The sequence below is a fragment of the Azospirillum sp. BE72 genome, from assembly GCF_031455875.1.
Taxonomy (GTDB): domain Bacteria; phylum Pseudomonadota; class Alphaproteobacteria; order Azospirillales; family Azospirillaceae; genus Azospirillum.
Window position 1 is genome coordinate 125373 of record NZ_JAVDTO010000011.1, and the last position, 26580, is coordinate 151952.

Annotated in this window: 7 protein-coding genes; 5 read left to right on the forward strand and 2 right to left on the reverse strand. The window is 67.5% G+C overall.

What is annotated here, in order from left to right:
- Positions 1–275 precede the first annotated feature (275 nt).
- Complete coding sequence (locus J2Y49_RS22710) at positions 276–16877, forward strand: tandem-95 repeat protein (RefSeq protein WP_310117247.1); 16602 nt, start codon at positions 276–278, stop codon at positions 16875–16877.
- 43 nt (positions 16878–16920) lie between these two features.
- Here the strand turns inward: J2Y49_RS22710 and J2Y49_RS22715 are convergent, their stop codons facing one another.
- Positions 16921–17412, reverse strand: coding sequence for a MarR family transcriptional regulator (locus J2Y49_RS22715; protein ID WP_310117249.1), 492 nt, complete (start codon positions 17410–17412; stop codon positions 16921–16923).
- A 269-nt stretch (positions 17413–17681) separates the two neighbouring features.
- On the opposite strand from J2Y49_RS22715, the gene J2Y49_RS22720 reads away from it, so the two are divergent.
- Positions 17682–18368 carry an HAD family hydrolase gene (locus J2Y49_RS22720; RefSeq protein WP_310117252.1) on the forward strand — a complete coding sequence of 229 codons (687 nt, stop codon included), beginning with the start codon at positions 17682–17684 and terminating at the stop codon, positions 18366–18368.
- A gap of 299 nt (positions 18369–18667) precedes the next feature.
- Here J2Y49_RS22720 and J2Y49_RS22725 read toward each other — a convergent pair whose 3' ends face one another.
- Complete coding sequence (locus tag J2Y49_RS22725) at positions 18668–19954, reverse strand: MFS transporter (protein WP_310117254.1); 1287 nt, start codon at positions 19952–19954, stop codon at positions 18668–18670.
- Between the two features lie 866 nt (positions 19955–20820).
- On the opposite strand from J2Y49_RS22725, the gene nifJ reads away from it, so the two are divergent.
- The 3 genes from nifJ (at position 20821) to J2Y49_RS22740 (ending at position 26560) form a co-directional block, all read left to right on the forward strand.
- A complete protein-coding gene (gene nifJ / locus J2Y49_RS22730) occupies positions 20821–24366 on the forward strand; it encodes a pyruvate:ferredoxin (flavodoxin) oxidoreductase (protein ID WP_310117324.1) in 3546 nt (1181 codons plus the stop codon).
- A gap of 305 nt (positions 24367–24671) precedes the next feature.
- Complete coding sequence (locus J2Y49_RS22735; protein WP_310117255.1) at positions 24672–26192, forward strand: tagaturonate reductase; 1521 nt, start codon at positions 24672–24674, stop codon at positions 26190–26192.
- Between the two features lie 77 nt (positions 26193–26269).
- Complete coding sequence (locus J2Y49_RS22740) at positions 26270–26560, forward strand: hypothetical protein (protein ID WP_310117257.1); 291 nt, start codon at positions 26270–26272, stop codon at positions 26558–26560.
- Positions 26561–26580: the final 20 nt, after the last annotated feature.

The window sequence follows — 26580 nt, forward strand, 5'->3', positions numbered from 1 at the left end:
AATCGACGAATAGCAACAAAAGGCAACCGAGTGACAAAGCTTGCTGCGCGCAGCCCTTTCGAAACTGCGCGAAAAGGGTATTAAACCGTTATTCCAAAACGGTTTTCAGTCGGTCGTGTGCCTAGGGATGCCGGGGCGGCGGCTGGGGTGGCGTCACCCAAGCTGTTGAAAATCATCACAGGAAGTTTCTTATCACAAGCAACTAAGAGGGCTAGAACCTAGGGTCGTGACGAGTAGCGTGGCGCGAATTTGCACCCGACTTATGGAGCGGTCCGATGGCTGAGGAAGCGGTTCAGGGCAACACCCCGGCGGTCGACGACCGTCAGATCCTGGACGATCTGACCCTCTTGCAGCAGGTCGACGCGACCCGATTGAGCGGCGTGATCCACGAGGCCAGTTCCGTGGAACTCCAGCGGCCGGACGACACGCTCGGCTATGTCCAGACCGACTATCGCGGCGCCGAGGATCTGATGATCGGCGGCGTCGTGCAGATCGGCGAGGTGGTCGGCGAGTCGGTGGCGGTGGCGACCGATCAGGCGGCGGTGGCTGCCCTGCTGGCGGGCGACGTGCTGCGCACGGAAGGCACGCTGGGCTCCGGCCCCTCCGGACCGGACGGGTCCGGAATTTCGACGGAGGAGCGCCGCGAAACGGCCGCCACGATGGTTGAGCGGGTGGACCTGCTGTCCAACGCGCGCACGACCACGGCCTTCACCGAACTGCCCGCCGCCCTGTCCGACATCCCGATGCCGGAGACGCCCGATCAGGTGATCGACGACGGGGCCCTCCCCGACATCGCGGCGCCCGTTATCCAGGATGCGGCGGAGACCACCGGCGACGATGCCGCCGCGACTCCGGCCCCGGTGTCGGACACGCCGAACCTGACGGTGAATGGCGTGTCCGGCGACGAAGACACGGCCATCGCCCTGAACATCGACGCTGCCCTGACCGACACCGGCGGCACGGAGGTGCTGAGCGTCACCCTGTCCGGCATTCCGGACGGAGCGGTCCTGCGCGACGCCTCCGGCACCATCCTGACGGTGGTGAACGGCACTATCCTGCTGACCTCCTCGCAGGTTCCCGGCCTGACCCTGACACCCCCGCCGAACAGCGGCGACAGCTTCACCCTGACCGTCACCGCGACCAGCACCGACGGCAACGCGGCTCCGACCAGCGTCACCGCCACCCTGCCGGTCACCGTCAATCCGGTGTCCGACACCCCGACGCTGAGCGTCGCCGCCACAAGGGGGGATGAGGACACGGCGATTCCGCTGACCATCAGTCCGGCCCTGACCGACACCGACGGGTCGGAGACGCTGAACGTCACCATCAGCGGCATTCCGTCCGGCGCGGTCCTGACCAACGCGGCCGGCGAGACGCTGACGATCGCCAACGGTTCCATCACGCTGGCGCCGGGCCAACTCGCCGGATTGGCGATCACCCCGCCGCTGAACAGCGACGCCGACTTCACCCTGACGGTTACGGCGACCAGCACCGACGGCACCGCGGCTCCGGCCGGCACCAGCGCCCCGCTGCTGGTCACGGTCAACCCGGTCTCCGACATGCCGACCCTGGCCGTCCAGACGGCGAGCGGCAGCGAGGATACGGGGATCCCGCTGACGATCAGCCCTGCCCTGACCGACACCGACGGATCAGAAACGCTGACCATCACCCTGTCCGGCATTCCGGACGGGGCAATGCTGCGCAATGCCGGCGGCGCGCTGGCGGTGGTGAACGGCACGGCGACCCTGACCCCGGCGCAGCTTGCGGGCCTGTCGATCACGCCGCCGAACAACAGCGATGCCGACTTCACCCTGACCGTCACGGCCACCGCCATCGATGGATCCGCCACGCCGGTCAGCACCAGCGCGCCCTTGCGCGTCACCGTCAATCCGGTGTCCGACACGCCGACGCTGAGCGTCACCGCCGCGGCTGGGGATGAGGACATCGGCATTCCGCTGGTCATCGATCCGGCCCTGACCGATACCGACGGTTCGGAGTCGCTGAGCATCACCATCAGCGGCATCCCGGTCGGCGCCAGCCTGCGCAACACTGCCGGCGATACCCTGACGATCAGCAACGGCACCATCACGCTGGCGCCCAGCCAGTTGGCAGGCCTGAAGATCACGCCGCCGCTGAACAGCGATGTCGACTTCACCCTGACCGTCACCGCCACCGCGCGGGACGGCGGGGCCGATCCCGCCAGCACCAGCGCGCCCCTGCGCGTCACGGTCAATCCGGTCACCGACACGCCGACTCTGAGCGTGACAGCTGCGACCGGCAACGAAGACACCGCCATTCCGCTGACCATCGATCCGGCTCTGACGGATTTGGACGGGTCGGAGTTGCTGACGATCACCATCAGCGGCATTCCGGCCGGAGCGAGCTTGTCCAACACGGCCGGCGACGCGCTGGTCATCGGCAACGGGTCGATCACCCTGACGCCGGAGCAGCTGGCCGGGCTGAAGATCACGCCGCCGCTGAACAGCGACGTCGATTTCGACCTGACGGTGACCGCCACCGCCAAGGACGGCGTCGCCGCCCCGGTCTCGGTCGCCCGAACCCTGCGTGTCACCGTCGATCCGGTCACCGATACGCCGACGCTGACGGTTCAGGCCGCCACCGGCAATGAAGACAGCGCCATCCCGCTGTCGATCAGCCCGGCCCTGACGGATACCGACGGGTCCGAGGCGCTGAGCATCACCATCGCCGGTGTTCCGGCAGGGGCGATCCTCAGCGCCGGAACGTCCGTCACCCAGCCGGACGGCACCACCACCTGGACGCTGACACCGGCCCAGCTGACCGGGCTGACCATCACGCCGCCGTCGAACAGCGATGCCGATTTCACCCTGACCGTCACCGCGATTGCCAAGGACGGCGTCGCCGCCGTGCCGGTGAGCCGGACCTTGCGCGTCACCGTCGATCCCGTATCCGACACTCCGACGCTGACGGTCCAGACTGTCACGGGCAACGAAGACACGGCAATCCCGCTGTCGATCAGCCCGGCCCTGACGGATACCGACGGGTCCGAGGCACTGAGCATCACCATCGCGGGTGTTCCGGCGGGGGCGACCCTCAGCGCGGGAACGTCAGTCACCCAGCCGGACGGCACCACCAGCTGGACTCTGACTCCGGCCCAGTTGACCGGTCTGACCATCACGCCGCCGCTGAACAGCGACGTCGATTTCGACCTGACCGTCACCGCCATCGCCAAGGACGGCACCGCCGCCGCCGCGACCAAGAGTGAGACTCTGCGCGTCACCGTCGATCCGGTCACCGACACACCGACGCTGACCGTCAGCGCTGCGGCCGGCAATGAAGACACCGGCATTCCGCTGACGATCACCCCCGCCCTGACGGACTTGGACGGGTCGGAGTTGCTGACGATCACCATCAGCGGCATTCCGGCCGGCGCCAGCCTCAGCAATACGGCCGGCGACGCGCTGGTCATCGGCAACGGGTCGATCACCCTGGCGCCGGGGCAGCTGGCCGGGCTGAAGATCACGCCGCCGCTGAACAGCGACGTCGATTTCGACCTGACGGTGACCGCCACCGCCAAGGACGGTGTCGCGGCCGCCGTGCCGGTGAGCCGGACCTTGCGCGTCACCGTCGATCCCGTATCCGACACTCCGACGCTGACGGTCCGGGCCGCTACGGGCAACGAAGACACGGCAATCCCGCTGTCGATCAGCCCGGCCCTGACCGATACCGACGGGTCCGAGGCGCTGAGCATCACCATCGCGGGTGTTCCGGCGGGGGCGACCCTCAGCGCGGGAACGTCAGTCACCCAGCCGGACGGCACCACCACCTGGACTCTGTCTCCGGCCCAGCTGGCCGGGCTGACCATCACGCCGCCGCTGAACAGCGACGTTGATTTCACCCTGACCGTTACCGCCACCGCCAAGGACGGGTCGGCGGTTGCGGCGACCAGGACCGAAGCGCTGCAGGTGACGGTGAACCCGGTGTCGGATACTCCGACCCTGACGGTCCAGGACGTCACCGGCAATGAAGACACCGCTATCCCGCTGACGATCAGCCCGGCACTAACCGACACCGACGGGTCGGAGGCGCTGAGCATCACCATCGCGGGTGTTCCGGCAGGGGCGACCCTCAGCGCGGGAACGTCAGTCACCCAGCCGGACGGCACCACCACCTGGACTCTGTCTCCGGCCCAGCTGACCGGCCTGACCATCACGCCGCCGCTGAACAGCGACGTTGATTTCACCCTGACCGTTACCGCCATCGCCAAGGACGGCTCGGCGACAGAGGCGACCAAGAGCGAGACTCTGCGCGTCACCGTCGATCCGGTCACCGACACTCCGACGCTGACGGTCCAGGCCGCCACCGGCAATGAAGACAGCGCCATCCCGCTGACGATCAGCCCGGCACTGACCGACACCGACGGGTCGGAGGCGCTGAGCATCACCATCGCCGGTGTTCCGGCAGGGGCGATCCTCAGCGCCGGAACGTCCGTCACTCAGGCGGATGGCACCACCACCTGGACTCTGACTCCGGCCCAGCTGACCGGGCTGACCATCACGCCGCCGTCGAACAGCGATGTCGACTTCACTCTGACCGTCACCGCGATCGCCAAGGACGGTGTCGCCACCGCCGTGCCGGTGAGCCGGACCCTGCGCGTCACCGTCGATCCCGTGTCCGACACTCCGACGCTGACGGTCCAGGCCGCTACTGGCAACGAAGACAGCGCCATCCCGCTGACGATCAGCCCGGCACTGACCGACAACGACGGGTCGGAGGCGCTGAGCATCACCATCACCGGTGTTCCGGCGGGGGCGACTCTCAGCGCCGGAACGTCCGTCACCCAGCCGGACGGCACCACCAGCTGGACTCTGACTCCGGCCCAGTTGACCGGTCTGACCATCACGCCGCCGCTGAACAGCGATGTCGATTTCGACCTGACCGTCACCGCCATCGCCAAGGACGGCACTGCCGTCGCCGCGACCAAGAGCGAGACTCTGCGCGTCACTGTCGATCCGGTCACCGACACTCCGACCCTGAGCGTGACAGCTGCGACCGGCAACGAAGACACCGGCATTCCGCTGACGATCACACCCGCCCTGACCGATTTGGACGGGTCGGAGTCGCTGACGATCACCATCAGCGGCATTCCGGCGGGAGCGAGCTTGTCCAACACGGCCGGCGACGCGCTGGTCATCGGCAACGGGTCGATCACCCTGGCGCCGGAGCAGCTGGCCGGGCTGAAGATCACGCCGCCGCTGAACAGCGACGTCGATTTCGACCTGACGGTGACCGCCACCGCCAAGGACGGCGTTGCCGCCGCCGTGCCGGTGAGCCGGACCTTGCGCGTCACCGTCGATCCCGTATCCGACACTCCGACGCTGACGGTCCGGGCCGCTACGGGCAACGAAGACACGGCAATCCCGCTGTCGATCAACCCGGCCCTGACCGATACCGACGGGTCCGAGGCGCTGAGCATCACCATCGCGGGTGTTCCGGCAGGGGCGACCCTCAGCGCGGGAACGTCAGTCACCCAGCCGGACGGCACCACCACCTGGACTCTGTCTCCGGCCCAGCTGGCCGGGCTGACCATCACGCCGCCGCTGAACAGCGATGCCGATTTCGACCTGACGGTGACCGCCATCGCCAAGGATGGCACCGCCGTCGCCGCGACCAAGAGCGAGACTCTGCGCGTCACCGTCGATCCGGTCACCGACACACCGACGCTGACCGTCAGCGCTGCGACCGGCAACGAAGACACGGCCATCCCGCTCACGATCAACCCGGCCCTGACGGATACGGACGGCTCCGAGGCGCTGAGCATCACTATCGCTGGTGTTCCTTCGGGCGCGACCCTCAGCGCCGGCACCAGGACGAGCACGCAGACGGACGGCACCAGCACATGGACGCTGACCAAGGATCAGCTGACCGGTCTGACCATCACGCCGCCGCTGAACAGCGACCGTGACTTCACGCTCACCGTCACCGCCATCGCCAAGGACGGCAGCGCGGTAGAGGCGACCAAGAGCGAACCGCTTGTGGTGACGGTTAATCCGGTGTCGGACACGCCGACGCTGACCGTCAGCGCTGCGACGGGCAACGAAGACGCGGCCATCCCGCTCACGATCAACCCGGCCCTGACGGACACCGACGGCTCCGAGACGCTGAGCATCACCATCGCTGGTGTTCCTTCGGGCGCGACCCTCAGCGCCGGCACCAGGACGAGCACGCAGACGGACGGCACCAGCACCTGGACGCTGACCAAGGATCAGCTGACCGGCCTGACCATCACGCCGCCGCTGAACAGCGACCGTGACTTCACGCTCACCGTCACCGCCATCGCCAAGGACGGCAGCGCGGTAGAGGCGACCAAGAGCGAACCGCTTGTGGTGACGGTTAATCCGGTGTCGGATACGCCGACGCTGACCGTCAGCGCTGCGACCGGCAACGAAGACGCGGCCATCCCGCTCACGATCAACCCGGCCCTGACGGACACCGACGGCTCCGAGACGCTGAGCATCACCATCGCTGGTGTTCCTTCGGGCGCGACCCTCAGCGCCGGCACCAGGACGAGCACGCAGACGGACGGCACCAGCACCTGGACGCTGACCAAGGATCAGCTGACCGGTCTGACGATCACGCCGCCGCTGAACAGCGACCGTGACTTCACGCTGACCGTCACCGCCATCGCCAAGGACGGCAGCGCCATCGAGGCGACCAAGAGCGAGCCGCTTGTGGTGACGGTGAACCCGGTGACCGACATGCCGACGCTGACCGCTGCGGCGGCTTCCGGCAACGAAGACAGCGCGATCCCGCTGGTCATCACGTCGGCGCTGACGGACACCGACGGCTCGGAGGAGCTGAAGATCACCATCGCCGGTGTTCCTTCGGGCGCAACGCTCAGCGCCGGCACCAGGACGAGCACGCAGACGGACGGCACCAGCACATGGACGCTGACCAAGGATCAACTGACCGGCCTGACCATCACGCCGCCGCTGAACAGCGACGTCGACTTCACCCTGACGGTCACCGCCATCGCCAAGGACGGCAGCGCCGTCGCCGCGACCAAGAGCGAAACCCTGCGCGTCACCGTCGATCCGGTGACCGACATGCCGACGCTGACCGCTGCGGCGGCTTCCGGCAACGAAGACAGCGCGATCCCGCTGGTCATCACGTCGGCGCTGACGGACACCGACGGCTCGGAGGAGCTGAAGATCACCATCGCCGGTGTTCCTTCGGGCGCAGCGCTCAGCGCCGGCACCAGGACGAGCACGCAGACGGACGGCACCAGCACATGGACGCTGACCAAGGATCAGCTGACCGGCCTGACGATCACGCCGCCGCTGAACAGCGACCGTGACTTCACGCTGACGGTCACCGCCATCGCCAAGGACGGCAGCGCCATCGAGGCGACCAAGAGCGAGACCCTGCGCGTCACCGTCGACCCGGTGTCGGACACCCCGACGCTGGCGGTCCAGGCCGTCACCGGCAACGAAGACAGCGCGATCCCGCTGACGATCAACCCGGCCCTGACCGACAGCGACGGGTCGGAGGTGCTGACCATCCGCATCAGCGGGATCCCCCCCGGCGCCACGCTTGCGAACACGCTGAACGGCACGCTGACGGTCACCGACGGCTCGATCACCCTGACGCCGGAACAGCTCGCCGGGCTGACGATCACGCCGCCGCCGAACAGCGATGTGGACTTCACGCTCAGCGTGACCGCGGTCTCCAAGGACCGCGATGCCGCGGAGGCGACCAAGACCGAAAACCTGGTCGTGACCGTCAATCCCGTCACCGATACGCCGACGCTGACCGTTCAGCCGGCGAGCGGCAACGAAGACACGACCATTGCGCTGGACATCACTTCCGCCCTGACCGATCTGGACGGGTCGGAAACGCTGAGCATCGTCATCAGCGGCATTCCCAGCGGCGCCACTCTGTCCAACACGCTGAACGGCACGCTGACCGTCACCAACGGGTCGATCACCCTGACGGCGGAGCAGTTGGCCGGCCTGAAGATCAAGCCGAAGCAGGACAGCGGCGACGATTTCACCCTGACCGTCACCGCAACGGCCCTTGACCGGGGGATTTCCCCTGTTCCGGTCCAGAAGACGCTGGCCGTCACCGTCGTCGCGGTCGCCGATACGCCGACGGTCTCCGTCACGCCCGTCACCTATGATCTGGCTGTCGGCCAGAACGGCACGCTGACCGGTACCGACAATGCCGACACGCTGTCCGGCGGTGCGGGCAACGACACCATCCTGGGCGGCAGCGGCGACGACGTCATTTATGGCGACGGTTCCGGAACCTTCACCACGGCGCTGTCCATCACCGCTGCCTTGAAGGACACCGACGGGTCGGAATCCATTTCCAAGGTGACGATCTCCGGCGTACCGACCGGCGCAACGCTCAGCGCCGGCACCCGAAATGCCGACGGTACCTGGACCCTGACCGAGGCCCAGCTGTCCGGTCTGACGCTGACCGCCAGGGAAGGTGACGCCAACAACTCCATCACCCTCACCGTCGTCTCCACGTCGAAAGAGCAGGAAAACACCAGCACCGCCGACAGCACGGCCAAGACGCTGACCATCAGCTTCACCAATACCCCGAAGGGCGACGACAGCCTGGAGGGTGGCGCCGGCAACGACACCATCTTCGGCGGTGCCGGCAAGGATACCCTGCTCGGTGGTCTGGGCGACGACAGCCTGGACGGCGGTGCCGACGACGACCTGCTGGCCGGCGGTCCCGGCAACGACACCATCGACGGTGGCGAGGGCAACGACACGGTGACCTACGCCTCCTCCGCGGGTCCGGTGAATGCCGATCTGACGACCGGCGTCGGCACCGGCGACGGCACCGACGTTCTTCTGAACCTGGAGAACGTCACCGGCTCGGCCTTCGACGACGTGATCACCGGAAGCAGTGTCGCCAACATCCTGATCGGCGGCGCCGGCAACGACACCATCACCGGCGGGGCCGGCATCGACACCGTCAGCGGCGGGGCGGGTGACGACCTGTCGATCTTCACCGTCGGCACCGACGGCGGCACCTCGACCAGTCCCGAACTTCAGGACGGCGATACCGGCATCGACACCTTCCGGGTCATGTTGACCACGGCTCAGCTGTCGAATCCCTCGATCCTGGCCGATTTGCGCACCCTGCGCGACCGGATCGAGACGGCGGCGGCCAGCCCGACCGCCGCGACGACCGACACCGACGTCGCCAACGCCGCCACCCTGTCCGCGCTCGGCATCAAGGTGGCGGATTTCGAAAAGCTGGAACTCTACGTCGACGGCCAGCCGGTCAGCGTCCGCACCGCGCTGAACTATGCTCCGGCCGCAACGGCGGCTACCACCTCGACGAACGAGGACACCGCCGTCACCGGCACCCTGCGGGCGACCGACCAGGACACGGCCAACGGCCGCATCGACGATACGCTGACCTACAAGGGACCGGGCGACAATGGCCAGCCGGTGCGCCTGACTCACGGCACGCTGGTGGTCAATGCCGACGGCAGCTTTTCCTACACCCCCGACGCCCATTTCAGCGGGACGGACACCTTTACCTTCACGGTGACGGACGCCTTCGGCGGCACGTCCACCGCCGTGCAGACGATCACGGTCGCCCCGGTCGCCGACCCGTTCCAGATCACCACGCTGGACGCGCGCGGCAACGAGGATTTGGCTGGCGGCATCGCCCTCGCCCCCACCATCACGCTGAGCGACGTCGATGCCGCCAGTCCGGAGAAGGTGGAGAGCATCACCCTGCTGATCCCGTCGAACCAATTGGATGCCGGTGGCGCCAAGCTCTATCTCAACGGCGTGCTTCTGACCAACGGCTCCACCGGCGGCAATTACAGCTGGACGATCCCGACCACGGCATTGCAGGCCGACGGCACCACCGCCGGGGTCTGGAAGATCCAGGGCCTGAAGATCGTCACCGACTCCGATTCCGATGCCGACCTCAACTACACGCTGAGGGTCGAGACGGTCGACGGCAGCGGCGCCACGGCGAGCAGCCTCGTGCAGACTGCGACCGGCATCATCACCGTGGATGCCGTCGCCGACGCTCCCAAGGTCACGGCCGCTACGGCCGCGACCGCTGAGGATACCTCGGTCCTTCTCACCATCAAGCCGACCTTGAAAGATACCGACGGGTCCGAGTCCATCAGCCTGATCACGATCAGCGGCGTGCCGGATGGCGCGAGCCTCAGCGCGGGCACGGTGGCGAGCACCCAGTCGGACCGCAGCACCACCTGGACGCTGACCCCGGCGCAGCTGGCGGGCCTGCGGCTGACCCCGCCGCAGGACTTTTCCGGCACCATCACGCTGGGCGTCGTCGCCACCTCAGCGGAGAGGGAGAACGGCTCCACCGCCAATTCGGCCAAGGCCAACCTGACGATCACCGTCACCGGCGTGGCCGACGCCCCCGTCGTCACCCCTCATGCCGCTTCCGGGCCCGAAGACAGCGCGATCGCCCTGGCCATCGATGCCCGGCTGTCCGACCTGACGGGGGAAACGCTGGACCACATCACCATCACCGGTGTTCCGGAAGGGGCGAAGCTGTCCGCGGGCATCCACAATGCCGACGGCAGCTGGACTCTGACGCCGGCCCAGTTGAGCAACCTGACCTTCACGCCGCCGTCCAACTACTCCGGCGCGGTGACGCTGAAGATCACCGCCACCTCGGTGGAGGGAACCACCACCGCCACCTCGGCGCCGGTGTCCCTTGTGGTGACCGTCACCGCTGTCGCCGATACGCCCGTGCTGTCGGCCTCCGACGCGGTGGGGCGCGAGGACACCGCCATCCCGCTGTCGGTGGTCGCCGCCCTGGCCGACCGCGACGGTTCGGAGGTGCTGACCATACACATCAGTGGCATCTCGGCCGGCGCCAGCCTCCGCAACTCGGCTGGCGATACGCTGGTCATCAGCAACGGGTCGATAACCCTTAGGCCGGAGCAGCTGACCGGCTTGTCCGTCATCCCGCCGGAGAATTCCAACACCGGCTTCGATCTGATCTTCACCGCGCGGGCGACGGAACGCTCCAACGGTTCCTTTGCGGACGCGACATCGGTCACCGTCCATGTCGAGGTGCAGGGCGTCGCAGATGCGGTGACGCCGAACGGCGCGCTCAGCGCCCGCGGCAACGAGGACACGGCGATCAACCTGCGCCTCGGCGATCTGGTGATGCTCGACAATGACACGTCGGAGCGCCTGTCGCTGGTCATCAGCAACCTGCCGGCGGACTCCTGGCTGTCGCTGCCGGCCGGGCGCGAGAGCGGGCTGGTCTATCTCGGCAACGGCCGCTGGTCGGTGGATGTCGCCTATCGCGACGAGTTGACCCTGACGACGAAGAAGGACTTCGCCGGAACCGTTTCGCTGAAGGTGGACGTCATCACCACCGACAGCAACGGTGCGCCGATCATCACGGTGAACGGCGTGACCTCCGGCGGGATGTTGAAGGATACCCGCGACCTGATCGTCACCGTCGATCCCAAGGCCGACGAACCGAAGGTCTCCATCCGCGCCAGCGCGCTGGAGGATGCGGTCGGCGGCATTCCGCTGACCATCTCGGCGCTCACCAGCGACATCGACCACTCGGAGCAGATCTCCGCGATCGTCATTTCCGATCTGCCGTCCTGGGCGACGCTGACCAGCACGGATGTGGGTGCGTTGACCCACAATGCCGATGGCAGCTGGACAGTCGATCCAACCAAGCTCGGCAACCTGCGGCTGATCGTGCCGGAGCACCGTGCCGACGACTTCACCATCACCGTGAAGGTGACGGTGGTCGACGGCACCGACAGCCTGACCAAGACCTACACCCCGACCGTCTCCATCACCGCGGTGGCCGACGCGCCGGTGTCGCATGGGACGAACAACGCGGTCGAGGCCTACCACGTCGACGATCACACGGTGACGGGCGCCGTGCCGACCGATCTGGTGCTGAACCTGAACGCCTACCTTAGGGATACGGACGAGTCTGAAAAGCTGGCGGTCACCATCTCCGGCATGCCGAAGGGCATGGTACTGTCGCGCGGCCTCGACAACGGCAACGGCACCTGGACGCTGACCGCGGAGGATTATGCCGCGGCGCTGGCTGAAGGCGGTCTGAAGCTGACCGTCAAGGATGCCAATGCCGCAGGGATCGCCCACAGCGTCAACACCACCACCAACATAGACACGGCCAGCGTGACGCTGATGGTCAACCCCTACAGCATCGAAAGCGAGGGCGACCGCAACACCAGCGTGTCCGACAGCTTCGTGCTGAGCTGGACCACTTCGACCACCACTGGCGGCGGCTCCAACGGGGGCGGCTCGTCCGGCGGCGGAGATGGCGGCAACGGCGGCGACGGCGGCAACGGCGGCGGCACCACCCCTCCCACACTCGATCCCAGCGTCGGCAGCGCCCGGCCTGCGGCCGTGACCACCGCCGAGGATTCCGCGGTCGCCCTGGGCATCGAAGCCGGTCTGGCGAACTGGCAGAATGTGACCTTCGTCACGCTGTCGGGGATCCCGACCGGTGCCAGCCTGACCAATACGGCCGGTGACACGCTGACCATCACCGGTGGCTCCATCACGTTGTCCAAGGAGCAACTGGCCGGTCTGACGTTGAAGCCGGTTGCCAACAGCGATGCCGACTTCAGGATCACCCTTGATGTGACCTCGGGCAACGGCGCCCACACCACGCTGACGCAGGACGTGACCGTCACCGCCGTGGCCGACAGCCCGAAATTGACCGTCCAGGCGGCCTCCGGCAACGAGGACGCGGCCATCGCGCTGAACATTGCCGCCGCCCTGGACGACACCGACGGTTCGGAAGTTCTGGCCAGCATCGTCATCGAAGGGGTGCCGGCGGGCGCCACGCTGTCGGCCGGATATCTGGATTCCACCACCGGGCGCTGGGTGCTGACACCCAACCAGCTTGCCGGGCTGAAATTCACCCCGCCGGCCGACGCGAGCGGCACCTTCCAGCTGACCGTGACCGCCGTCTCGCGCGAGACCAGCAACGCCGACCGGGCGACGACGACGAAGACCCTGACCGTCGACGTGGCGCCGGTCAGCGACGCCCCGTCGATTTCCGCCAGTTCGGTCACGGCGCAGGAGGACCATGCCGCCAGCCTGTCGATTTCCGCCGCGGTCACCGATCTGGTCGGCGGCGGCGAGGTGATCACCGCGCTCAAGGTGACGGTTCCGGCCGGGTTCACCCTGTCGGCGGGCACGTCGCTCGGCGACGGCGTCTACGACCTGTCCGGCCTGACACCGGCGCAGCGTTCCGCCCTGACCCTGACGCCTCCCGCCAACTTCGCCGGCACGGTGACGCTGACCGTCGATGCTGCCGCCAAGGACGGTACGGCGGCGGAGGCCTGGTCGTCCAAGACCCTCGACGTCACCTACACCGCCGTCGCCGACGCGCCGGATGTCGCCGTCCTGAACACGACGGGGGCGGAGGACGCGGCCATTGCACTGAACGTGTCGGCCAACCTCATGGATACCGACGGGTCGGAGACGATGGCGGTCATCCTGTCCGGCTTGCCGGCCGGCGCGGTGCTGAACAAGGGCTCCAACAACGGCGACGGGTCCTGGACGCTGAAGCCGTCGGAACTGTCCGGGCTGACGGTCACGCCGCCGCGCAACTATTCCGGCGGCATGGACCTGACGCTGACCGCCACCAGCCTGGAAAGCTCCAACAAGAGCACCGCCACCACCACCGCCACCATCCATGTCGATGTCACGCCGGTGACCGACGCACCCACCGTCATCGTGGCCAATGCCTCGGGCAGCGAGGACACGGAAATCGCGCTGAACCTGAAGGCGTCCCTGGTCGATACCGACGGGTCGGAGACGATGACCATCGTCCTGTCCGGCCTTCCCGCCGGCGCGGTGTTGATCGATGCGAACGGCAACACCCTGACGCCCATCGCCGGCGCGGTCGACCTGACCGCGGCGCAGCTGAGCGGGCTGAAGCTGCTGCCGCCCGCCAACAGCGGCACCGACTTCAACCTGACCCTGACCGCGACGACGAAGGAGAACGGCGGCGCTACCGCCACCACCAGCCAGTTGTTCCGCGTCAGCGTCGATCCGGTCGCCGACCAGCCCGTCATCACGGCGGGTCCGCTGACCGGGACGGAAGACACCGTCCTGCCGCTGAACCTGTCGGTCGCGCTCTACGATACCGACGGGTCGGAGCGTCTGGGGCTGGTGACCATCACCGGCGTGCCCTCCGGCGCACTGCTGTCGGCCGGCACCCGAAACGGCGACGGCAGCTGGACCCTGACGCCTGCCCAGTTGAACGGGCTGTCGCTGACCCCGCCGTCCAACAGCGATGCGCCCATCACCCTGACCGTCACCGCCGTCAGCATCGAGTCCAACGGCAGCACGGCGACCAAGGTGGTGACGGTGCCGATTACGTTGAGCGCGGTGTCCGATACCCCGACCCTGGCGGTCACCGCCGCCAGCGGGAACGAGGACAGGGCGATCGCGCTGGCGATCAACCCGGCGCTGACCGACACCGATGGCTCGGAAACGCTGACCATCACCATCAGCGGCATCCCGGATGAGGCCAAGCTGACCAACACCGCGGGCGACACCCTGACCATCACCGGCGGCAGCATCACACTGAACCCGGGCCAGCTTGCCGGTCTGGCAATCACCCCGCCGGCCAACAAGGACGATGACTTCACCCTGACCGTCACGGCGACGGCGACCGACCGGAACGCCCTGCCGGTCAGCACCAGCGCGCAGCTGCCGGTGACCGTCGCGCCGGTGACCGACACGCCGACCCTGGATGTCCTGCCCGCGACCGGGGACGAAGACACCAGTATTCCGCTGTCGATCAGCGCGCTGCTGGGCGATACCGACGGGTCGGAATCGTTGACGATCGCCATCAGCGGCATCCCCGGCGGTGCCACCCTGACCAACACCGCGGGCGACACCCTGACCATCAGCGGCGGCAAGATCACGCTCAATCCGGGCCAGCTTGCCGGTCTGGCGATCAAGCCGCCGCCGAACAGCGACACCGACTTCACCCTGACCGTCAAGGCCACCGCCAAGGACGGCGCCGCCAACGCGGTCGAGGTGAGCAAGACGCTCGCCGTGACGGTCGATCCGGTGTCCGACACCCCGACCCTGACCGTTGCAGCGGCCACGGGCGACGAGGACGCGACGATCCCGCTGACCATCAGCTCCGCCCTGACCGACAGTTCGGAGACGCTGAGCATCACCATCAGCGGCATCCCCACAGGGGCGCAGCTGACCAACACCGCCAACGGCGCGCTGACGGTCGTCAACGGCAGCGTCACCCTGACCGCGGCGCAGCTCTCCGGCCTGGCGATCAAGCCGCCGTCGAACGACGACAGCGACTTCACCCTGACCGTGACCGCCACCTCCACCGACCGCAGCGCCACCCCGGCCTCCATCGTGGCGCAGCTGCCGGTCACGGTGACGGCCGTCTCCGACGCGCCGACCCTGGACCTCCGGCCCGCCACGGGGATGGAGGACGGGACTATCCCGCTGTCCATCACCCCCGCGCTGACCGACCCGTCGGAGACGCTCACCGTCACCATCAATGACATCCCGGCCGGGGCCACACTGTCCAATGCCGCCGGGGAGACGCTGACCCCGTCCAACGGGTCGATCACGCTGACGCCTGACCAACTGGCCGGGTTGGCGATCAAGCCGGCGCCCGACAGCGGCACCAGCTTCACCCTGTCCGTCACCGCCACGTCGAAGGACGGCAGCGCGGTGGCGGCGACCACTTCCGGCACGCTGGCGGTGACGGTGACCCCGGTGGCCGACACCCCCGACCTGACGGTGGTTTCCGCCGTCAACGGGCGGGAGGATACGGCGATCGCACTGACGATCACCGCCGCCTCGACCGACGTCGACGGGTCGGAAACGGTCGGGGTGCGGATCACCGGCGTGCCGACCGGCGCCAGCCTGAACCACGGCACCCACAACGCCGACGGCAGCTGGACCCTCACCACCGCGCAGCTGTCGGGCCTGACCTACACCCCGCCGGCCGATGCGAGCGGACAGGTCATCCTGTCGGTCACGGCGACCGCGCGGGATGGCGCGGACAGCGCCTCGGTGGCCGAGACCGTGACGGTTACCGTCGATCCGGTGAACGACAAGCCGACCCTGGCGGCTGGCCACGCCACCGCCGTCATCGCCGCCGACGCCACCGACCATCCGGCGGTGGCCGCCGATGCGACGATCACCGATGTGGACAGCAGCGTCATGTCCGGCATGTCGATCCGCATTGCGGCCGGCTCGCAGACCGGTGACACGCTGACCCTGGCCGGCCTGACCATCGACACCGATCCGGCCACCGGCCACAAGACCGTGTCCGGCACGGGAATCGAGGTCAGCTGGAACGACGCCACCCACCAGCTGTCGCTGGCCGGAACCGCATCCACCGCCACCTACACCGACATCCTCCGCCACATGGCCCTGACCCCCGGCGGCACCGGTGCCCGGACGCTGGAGGTGACGGTCAGCGACGGCCAGGGTCTGTCCAGCGACCCGATGGCGCTGGAGGTGCTGGTATCGGACGATGCGGCGATGACCGGAAGCGCGGGTGCCGACATCCTCTATGCCGGCAGCACCACGACCAGCATGTCGGGCGGCGATGGCGACGACCTGTTCATCTTCGCGCCGCGCAACGGAGATCTGACGATCGACGGCGGCGTGGGCAATTGGACCGATGTGGTCGAGGTCGGGGCCTTCGTCGCCAATGTCGGCGGCAACTGGCTGCAGCAGCTCGACGCCCAGGGGGTTGCCTACACCGTAGACCCTTCGGGCCATGGCCTGACCTTCAACACCGACACCACGGTCACGCTGGAGGACCAGAGCAATCACCAGCTGGTTCTGCAGAACATCGAAAGGCTGACCTACTGATGCGGGCGTGCGGCGGGCGCGACAGGCTGGCGCGTCCGCCGGTTCAGGCGACCGGCGGGTCTTCCGCCTTATCCTGCGCCTTGTCCTCCGTCACAGGTCCGGCCTGCATGTGGGCGATGATCCGCTTCATCAGGCGGCCCAGCATCGCCCGCTCGTCCTCCGCCAGTCCGGCGATGGGCGGACCCAGCGACTGGCGCAACGGATCGCGGACCAGCAATGCCCGGCCCTCGTCGGTCAAGTCGAACAGCCAGCCACGCTTGAATCCCGGATGGGGCCGGCGGGCGAGCAGTCCCTTGTCCACCAGGGTGGAGACGGTGCGCGAGACCGGGGCGAGGTGGATTCGCTGGAACCGGGCCAGGGCCGTCAGCGTGCGTGCCGGCTCAGGCGAGTCGTGGAAATAGCGCAGCGCCACCCACTGCGCCGGGAAAAGCCCGTCGGCGAAGCCGATGCCATAGACAAGCCTGCTGACGTGATCCAGCAGGGTGACCAGATCATCATCGGCAGACCACCCGTCGCCCTGCGGCGTTTCCAACACGCGCGTCTCCCACTCCCAACACCATGCCCAACCGACCGGCCGCAAGCTTTGTCGGGGACTGTATCGGAGTCAATACGCCAGCGGAAGCGGCAGTGTTCGCGCAAGCATGGTGAAAGTGGTGGTGAAGTTCGCGCGGATTATCGGTGAAGGAAATCCATCGTCGTCAACTGCAAATGTTTGGCGAAGCGTGGCCGCCGCCCCCACGTCTGTTCCTGTCCGGCATGCCGGCATCGGCGATCTTGCCCAGTCAACCGATGGACCAGAGGGACATGACCAGCTTTCCCCACACGACCAACGCCTTCCTGTTCGACCTGGACGGGACGCTGACCGACACCGTGTATCAGCATGTGCTGGCCTGGAAGGAGGCACTCGACGAGGAGGGGATCGCGCTGTCGGTGTGGCGCATCCACCGCAAGATCGGCATGAGCGGCGGGCTGTTCACCAACATGCTGCTGCGGGAAACCGGGCTTGCCATCGACCAGGACCTTCTCGACCGGCTGCGCCGCCGCCATGCGGAGGCTTACAAGCGGCTGGCCGCCGGAGTCGTGCCGCTGCCCGGCGCGCGGGACCTGTTGGAGGCCCTGACCGGCATGGGCATCCCATGGGCGATCGCCACCAGCGGACGGATGGAAACCGCGAGGCCCGCGCTGGAAAAGCTGGGTGTCGATCCCGGCCGGGCGGCGGTGGTGACGCGTGACGAGGTGCAGTTTGCCAAGCCCGATCCCGACCTGTTCCTGGCCGCCGCCGCCCGCATCGGCGTGGACATCGCGAGCGCCTTCGTGGTCGGCGACAGCATTTGGGACATGATCGCGGCCCAGCGGGCGCGGGCGCTCGGCATCGGGCTGCTGTCCGGCGGCTATGGCCGGGAGGAGTTGGAGCGGTCCGGTGCCCTGCGCGTCTATGAGGATCCTGCCGACATGCTGAAGCATCTGGACGAGGTCGGCGGGCGCCGCTGAGCGACCGCCGTCCGAAGGCCGATCCTCCCGCCCGTCCTCTTGCCCGGGGCAGGCACAAAAAAAGAGCCGTCGGAAAACCGGCGGCTCTGAAGTCCGAGAGGAACGTCCAACAAGTTGTGCCGCGATCAGACCACGGCGCATCCAGCGGTACGAGGACTAATATACTAATATCCTATTTCCTTGGCAAGCATGTTCGGCCGCCCGTGAGCTTTTTTGTCCAGCTGCCGCTCGACTGAGACGAAAAAAGCCCCCCGGCGGAAAGGCCGGGGGGCGTTCGGGATTGCAGGACTGACGGATGCTCAGTCCGCGGTGCCGGTGACGGCGTTCGGGACCGACGGGGCGCCCTTCTTGCCGCGCTCGCCCAGGACCAGGGCGATGATCACAAAGGCGGTCAGGTCGAACACGGTCAGGCAGGCGAACAGCGGTTCGTACCCGATCGTGGTGGCGAGCTGGCCGATGATCAGCGAGAAGATCATGCCGCCCATGTAGCCGGCCATGCCGCCGAAGCCGGTCGCCGTCGCGACGTCCTGCTTTTCGAAGGTGTCCGTGACCAGGGCGTAGAGCAGGCTCGACAGCATCTGGTGGGCGAAGGCACCCAGCGAGAACAGGAAGATGGCGGTGATCGGGCTGGCGGAGAAGCTGATCAGGGCCGGGCCGACCATGCACACCGCGCCGATGCCGACGCCGGCGATGCGGGAGTTGACCAGCGACATCTTGAAGCGCTTCACGAAGAAGGGCGACAGGTAGCCGCTGAGGATGCAGCCGAGGTCACCGAACAGGAAGGGCAGCCAGGCGAACAGGGCGAACTGCTTGATGTCCATGCCACGCGTGGTGACCATGTACAGCGGGATCCAGAAGCTGAAGGTCTGCCACGCCGGCTCGGTCAGGAAACGGGCGGCGGCGATGCTCCAGAACTTGCCCTTGCCCAGCACGCGCTTCACCGACGGCTTCGGCAGTTCGACATGCTCCTGGCCTTCCAGGATGTAGGCGTGCTCTTCCTTCGTCAGGCGCGGATGGTTCTCGGGGTTGCGGTACAGCATGTACCACAGAGCCGACATGCCGATGCCCAGCAGACCGGTGACGAGGAAGGCTTCCTGCCAGCCATAGGTCAGCGACAGCCAGATGACGAAGGGCGGGGCGACCATCGCGCCGATCGAACTGCCGGTGTTGAACCAGCCGGTGGCGATCGAACGTTCCTTGGCCGGGAACCACAGGGTGGAGGTCTTCACGCCCGACGGCATGGCGGCCGCCTCGCTGATGCCCAGCAGGCCGCGGAAGAAGGCCATCGACTGCCAGCTGCCGGCCAGCGCATGCATGGCGGCCGCGGTGCCCCAGACGAAGGCGAACATGGCGTAGCCGAGCTTCAGGCCGATCAGGTCGGTGATGTAACCCGCGACCGGCTGCATCAGGCTGTAGCAGAGCTGGAAGGCGCTGACGATGAAGGAATATTGCTCGGTCGTGAAGTGGAGCTGTTCCTTGAGCGTCGGCGCCAGGATACCCAGCGTGTTGCGGTCGATGTAGTTGACCACGGTGCCGAGCATCATCAGGGCAAGGATTTGCCACCGCAAACCACGGATCTTCTTCATTCTTTCCTCACAAGCCTGCTTCGGCAGGCGCCGGTGCGCACGTACAGGCCCTGGGCGGCTTTCCTTGGCCGGAATGCCATGCCTGCGGGTGTTCGGTGCCGGGCGACGGGTGCGCTTCCGCTTGATTTCAAGAGGGCGGGAGCAGCGTTGAAGGCGTTATATTAATATATCAGTGAAGGCATCAAGTGGTTTTCCGGGACCGTCTTCGGCCTTAGCGAAAATGTCGCAGGCCAATGTTGCGGTGCGCTGATTTCTTCGCAGTCGCAGCATAATCAGGACCGGTGCCGACGGCCTTTGCTTTGCTGCAACGCAACTATTTCCAGGGGTTGAAAAGCTGGTCTTTCAGTTCGGATTTCTGCGAAAGAGCGGTCGGCCTTCCGCATCCGCATGTAGGAGGCCATTGCAGCCGATGGCGATAAATGATCTGGATCAATGGGCTGTGCGCGCTTGGCGCCCGCGCGGACTGCCGGCTTCGGGTGCCCGCACCGGAGATTTCCCATGGCACGCCTGGACGGCGGCGCATGTTGCGGTGCGACAAATTGAGACCTTCCTTGCAAAAGTAATATATCAGACCGTTGTGCAGCGCAGGGCGGCGGCGGGCGGAAAATCCGCGACGGACTGACACGCGTCATTGCGTCGATCCATCAGTAAGCAGACCCTTTCCCCCGGTCGACCGCCGCTTCCTGCCGCGTTTTCCGCCGGCTTCCGCAACTGCCGGCCTTGTCCGTCAAAGACGCCCCACGGAGACGACCGTCGCCACGCAAGAGGACTTTTCCGGCATGACCAATACCCCGACGCCCACAGCATCCACAGAGGCCGCATCCATCCGGGCCGCATCGCGCCCCGCCCCGTCCCCCGTCCGCATCATGGACGGCAACGAGGCGGCGGCATCTGTGGCCTACCGCGCCAGCGACGTGATCGCGATCTATCCCATCACGCCGTCCTCGCCGATGGGGGAGTTCGCCGACGAATGGTCGGCGGCGCGCCGTCCCAACCTGTGGGGAAGCGTTCCCGACGTGGTGGAGATGCAGTCGGAGGGGGGAGCGGCCGGCGCCGTCCATGGTGCGTTGCAGGCCGGCGCGCTGGCGACGACCTTCACGGCGTCGCAGGGTTTGCTGCTGATGATCCCCAACATGTACAAGATCGCCGGGGAACTGACGCCCTTCTGCATGCATGTGGCGGCCCGCACGCTGGCGACGCATGCGCTGTCGATCTTCGGCGACCATTCCGACGTGATGGCCTGCCGCCAGACCGGCTTCGCCATGCTGGCATCGGCCAATGTGCAGGAGGCGCACGACATGGCGCTGGTCGCCCATGCCGCGACCTTGCGGGCGCGGGTGCCGTTCCTGCATTTCTTCGACGGCTTCCGCACCTCGCATGAATTCAACTGCGTCGAGACCCTGTCGGACGAGGATTTGCGCGCGCTGGTCGACGATGCCTGCGTCGATGCCCACCGCCGCCGCGGCCTGACGCCGGACCATCCCGTCGTCCGCGGCACCGCGCAGAATCCGGACGTCTTCTTCCAGGCGCGCGAAGCCGCAAATCCCTATTACGACGCCTGCCCGGCCATCGTGCAGGAGATGATGGACCAACTGGCCGCGCGCACCGGCCGCGCCTATCGTCTGTTCGACTATGTCGGCCATCCGCAGGCGGAGCGCGTGGTGGTGATCATGGGCTCCGGTGCCGAGACCTGCGCCGGCGCGGTCCGGCGGCTCGTGGCGGAGGGGGAGCGGGTCGGCTGCCTGACCGTCCGCCTGTTCCGCCCCTTCGCCATCGCCGACTTCGTTTCGGCCCTGCCGCCCACCGTCCGGCGCATCGCCGTGCTCGACCGCACCAAGGAACCGGGCGCCGTCGCCGACCCGCTCTACCTCGACGTGGTCGCGGCCCTGGCGGAAGCCCGCGCCGCCGATCCGGCGCTTGCCGAGCCGATGGTGATCGCCGGCCGCTACGGCCTGTCGTCCAAGGAATTCACCCCGGCGATGGCGAAAGCCGTGTTCGACGAGCTGAAGCGCGAGCGCCCGAAGCGCCGCTTCACCGTCGGCATCACCGACGACGTCACCCACCAGTCGATTCCCTGGGATCCGGCCTGGGGCATGGAGGAGCCGGGCGTTTCCCGCGCGGTCTTCTTCGGCCTTGGCGCCGACGGCACAGTGGGCGCCAACAAGAATTCGATCAAGATCATCCAGGCCCGCACCGCCAAATCCGGAACCGGCGGCCATGCCCAGGCCTATTTCGTCTATGACAGCCGGAAATCCGGTTCCACCACCGTGTCGCATCTGCGATTCGCGAGGGAGCCGATCCATGCGCCCTACCTGATCGGTCAGGCCGAGTTCGTCGCCTGCCACCATCTGCCGCTGATGGAGCGGGTGGAGGTGGTGGAGATGGCCGCCCCCGGCGCCATCGTCCTGCTGAACGCCCCCGGCACGCCGCAACAGGTGTGGGACGCCCTGCCGGCGGAGGTGCAGCGCATCTGCATCGAACGCAAGCTATCGCTCCATGCCATCGACGCCGGCGCGGTCGCACGCGAGGCCGGGCTCGGCCGCCGCGTCAACACCATCATGCAGACCTGCTTCTTCGCCCTGTCAGGCGTGATGCCGGTCGAGGACGCCATCGCCGACATCAAGGCCGCCATCGTCAAGACCTACTCCCGCCGCGGCGAGGAGGTGGTGGGGCGCAACATCGCCGCCGTCGATCAGGCGCTCGCCCATCTCCGCGCCGTGCCGGTGCCCGATCACGTCACCGCCGACCATGACCGGCCGGCCCCGGTGCCGGAGACGGCGCCCGATTTCGTCAAGCGCGTCACCGCCATGATGATCGCCGGCCATGGCGACCGGCTGCCCGTCTCCGCCTTCCCGGTGGACGGCACTTGGCCGACCGGCACCTCCAAATATGAACGCCGCAGCATCGCGGCGGAGGCGCCGGGCTGGAACGCCGACCTCTGCATCGAGTGCAACAAATGCGTGCTGGTCTGCCCGCACGCGGCCATCCGCGCCACGGTGGTTCCGGAGTCGGCGCTGGCCGACGCGCCGGCCGGCTTCGAGACCATCCCTTACAAAGGCCGCGAGTTTCCCGGCGGGCGCTATCGCCTGCAGGCTTCGCCGGCCGACTGCACCGGCTGCACGCTCTGCGTCGCCGCCTGCCCCGCGCATGACAAGGCCCATGAGAAGGGCGGGTCCGGCCGCAAGGCGCTGGAGATGCGGCCGGTCCAGGAATTGGCCGGCGAGCAGGAGGCCTTCGACTTCTTCCGCAGCCTGCCGGCCATCCCGCGCGAGTCGGTTCCGGCCACCGTCAAGCACACCCAGCTGCTGGAGCCGCTGTTCGAGTTCTCCGGCGCCTGCGCCGGCTGCGGCGAGACGCCCTACATCAAGATGCTGACGCAGCTGTTCGGCGACCGCATGGTGATGGCGAACGCCACCGGCTGCTCGTCGATCTATGGCGGCAACCTGCCGACCACCCCCTACACCACCGACGCCACCGGCCACGGTCCGGCCTGGGCCAACTCGCTGTTCGAGGACAATGCGGAGTTCGGGCTCGGCCTGCGCGTCGCCATCGACCAGATGGCCGAACAGGCGCGCGATACCCTGGCGCTTCTGTCCGCCCAGCTGGAACCCGGTCTGGTTACGGAGTTGCTGCAGGCCGACCAATCCGACTCGGCCGGCATCGGCGCCCAGCGCGGCCGCGTCGCCATCCTGAAGGGGCAGCTTGCCGCGGTGAAGGACCCGCTGGCCCGCCGGCTGGAGCAGTTGGCCGACTATCTGGTCCGCAAATCCGTGTGGATCGTCGGCGGCGACGGCTGGGCCTACGACATCGGCTATGGCGGGCTCGACCATGCGCTGGCATCCGGGCGCGACGTCAACATCCTGGTGATGGACACGGAAGTCTATTCCAACACCGGCGGCCAGCAGTCCAAGGCGACGCCGATCGGCGCCTCCGCCAAGTTCGCCACCGCCGGCCGGTCCGCCGCCAAGAAGGATCTGGGGCTGATGGCGATGGCCTACGACCATGTCTATGTTGCCCGCACCGCCTTCGGCGCCCGCGACAGCCACACGCTGAACGCCCTGATGGAGGCGGAGGCCTACCGCGGCCCGTCGCTGGTCCTCGCCTACAGCCATTGCGTCGCCCATGGCTTCGAGCTGTCGCACGGGCTGGAACATCAGAAGCTGGCGGTGGACAGCGGCCACTGGTCGCTCTACCGCCGCGACCCGCGCCGGTTGGCCGACGGCAAGACCGCCTTGCAACTGGACAGCGGCGCCCCGTCCGCCGGCCTTGCGGCATTCATGGCCGGCGAGTCGCGTTTCAGCGCGGTGGAGCGCAGCAACCCCGAGCGCTATCACGCCCTGCTGGACGAGGCCGAGGCGGAGATCCGCCGCAAGCGCCACCTGTTCGAGCATATGGCGGGGTTCAAGGAGTAGTTGCTGCGGACGCCCCCTCCCTAACCCTCCTCCGCACTCGGCCGGCCAAAGGCCGGTCCGATCGCGGGAGAGGGGACTGTCGTCGCTTTGGCAACCACTGCACTCTGACAAGCGTCCTACCCCCTCTCCCGCGGAACGCGGGGGAGGGATGGGGAGGGGGCAGTCCCGTAGCGCCCCCCAACCGCAATTGCCGCACCCTTTTCCCCTTGCGCCCAAGATTAATATATTAGTATATTTAACCCATCGCCCGTGCCTGTCCCAATGGCGCCGGCCCAGCCTTTCTGCTCCTGTAAGGATGCCCAGTCATGCGTTCCCTGACCCGTGACCAGCTTGCCGGTGGCGCGTTCGACGTTGCCCATACCGCCGGTGCGCCGACCCTGCCCGTGACCATCCTCCAGGTGGGCGACGGCAATTTCCTGCGCGGTTTCGTCGATTGGATGGTCGATGTCGCCAACGGCCAGGAACTGACCAAAGCCGGTGTCGCCATCGCCCAGCCGCTGGACCAGGGCATCGCCAATCTGCTGAAGGCGCAGGACAACCTCTACACGGTGCTGCTGCGCGGCATCGAAGGAGGGCGCGAGGTCGAATCCCGCCGCGTCGTCTCCTGCGTGTCGGAAGCGCTGAACCCCTATGCCGACTGGGCGCGGATGGTGGAACTGGCCTGCTCGCCGGCTCTGCGCTTCTTCGTCTCCAACACGACCGAGGCCGGCATCGCCGATCGCGAGGAGCTCTACACCCCCGGCACCTGCCAGGACAGTTTCCCGGCCAAGGTCGCGGCCCTGCTGCATACCCGCTACACGGCGCTGGGCGGCAGCGCCGACAGCGGTCTCGTCTTCCTGCCCTGCGAGCTGATCGAGGCCAACGGCGCCAACCTGAAGCGCATCGTGCTGGCCCATGCCAAGCGCTGGGGTCTGGAGGCCGGCTTCGCCGACTGGGTCGAGACGCACAACCATTTCCTGAATACCTTGGTCGACCGCATCGTCCCCGGCTATCCGAAGGACGAGGCTGTGGCGCTGTCCGCCAAATGGAGCTACGAGGACCGGCTGGCCGTCGCCGCCGAGCCCTTCCATGTCTGGGTGATCGAGGGGCCGGCCCATCTGGCCGAGGAACTGCCGCTGCACAAGGCCGGCCTGAACGTGGTCTGGACCGACGACCTGCAGCCCTACCGCACCCGCAAGGTCCGCATCCTCAACGGCGCCCACACCGCCAGCGCACTGGCCGCCTATTGCGCCGGGCTCGACACCGTCAAGTCGATGATGGACGACCCCACCGTGTCGGCCTACCTGAACAAGGTGATGTTCGAGGAGATCGTTCCCTATGTGCCGCTGCCCGAGGCGGAGCGGCAGGACTATGCCCGCACCATCATGGAGCGGTTCGGCAACCCCTATATCCGGCACGAACTGATCTCCATCACGCTCAATTCGGTGTCGAAATGGCAGGTGCGCGTGCTGCCCAGCCTGAAGGATGCCGTGGCCCGCAACGGGCAGGCACCGGCCGGCCTGTCCTTCTCGCTGGCGGCGCTGCTGCGCTTCTACCGCGGCTTCATCATCAACGGCGCCTACACCGGGGAGCGCGAGGCGGGATCCTACCCGATCAGCGACAATGCCGAGGTGATCGCCGCCATGAGCGCCGCCTGGTCGGCCAATGCCGGCGACCTGCGGGCGCTGGTGGTCGCGATCCTGTCGGACGTCCGGCTGTGGAAGGAAGACCTGACCGCCATCCCCGGCCTGACCGCCCGCGTTGCCGACAGCCTCGCCGCCATCGAGGCGAAGGGCATGAAGGCCGCCATGGCCGATCTGGTTGGCGCGGAACTGGTTGCCGGCTGATCCGGCTTGCGTGACTGCAGAGCGGGGCGTGTCCATTTGGTTGCGCCCCGCAAGGCACGGCTTCGATGACACCGACCTTGACCCTTCGCATTGCCGAGTTGGAGCTCGACGCGGCGGTGCTTCGCCATCGCCTGTTGCATATCCCCCTGGCTCTGCAGGAAGATTGCGGCCTGTGGGCGAGCCACAGGACGATCGGACGGCAGGCGCTGACCCTGTTCCGTGCCGTCCGGCAGGAGACCCGCGACAGCGGCGACGAGGACGAATGCGATCAGGCGCTCAGCCGGATCGAAGCGGCCTATCAGCTCGTCCATGACGCGATCCAATCCCTGTCCGTGCTGGCTCTCGCAGACCTGCCGACCCGCCACTGACGGGCAGCGATTTACGATGC

Bases quoted from the DNA above. Each gene is read 5' to 3' on its own strand.
- J2Y49_RS22710 (WP_310117247.1), top strand. From the start codon at position 276: ATGGCTGAGGAAGCGGTTCAGGGCAACACCCCGGCGGTCGACGACCGT.
- J2Y49_RS22720 (WP_310117252.1), top strand. From the start codon at position 17,682: ATGACCAGCTTTCCCCACACGACCAACGCCTTCCTGTTCGACCTGGAC.
- J2Y49_RS22725 (WP_310117254.1), bottom strand. From the start codon at position 19,954: ATGAAGAAGATCCGTGGTTTGCGGTGGCAAATCCTTGCCCTGATGATG.
- nifJ (WP_310117324.1), top strand. From the start codon at position 20,821: ATGGACGGCAACGAGGCGGCGGCATCTGTGGCCTACCGCGCCAGCGAC.
- J2Y49_RS22735 (WP_310117255.1), top strand. From the start codon at position 24,672: ATGCGTTCCCTGACCCGTGACCAGCTTGCCGGTGGCGCGTTCGACGTT.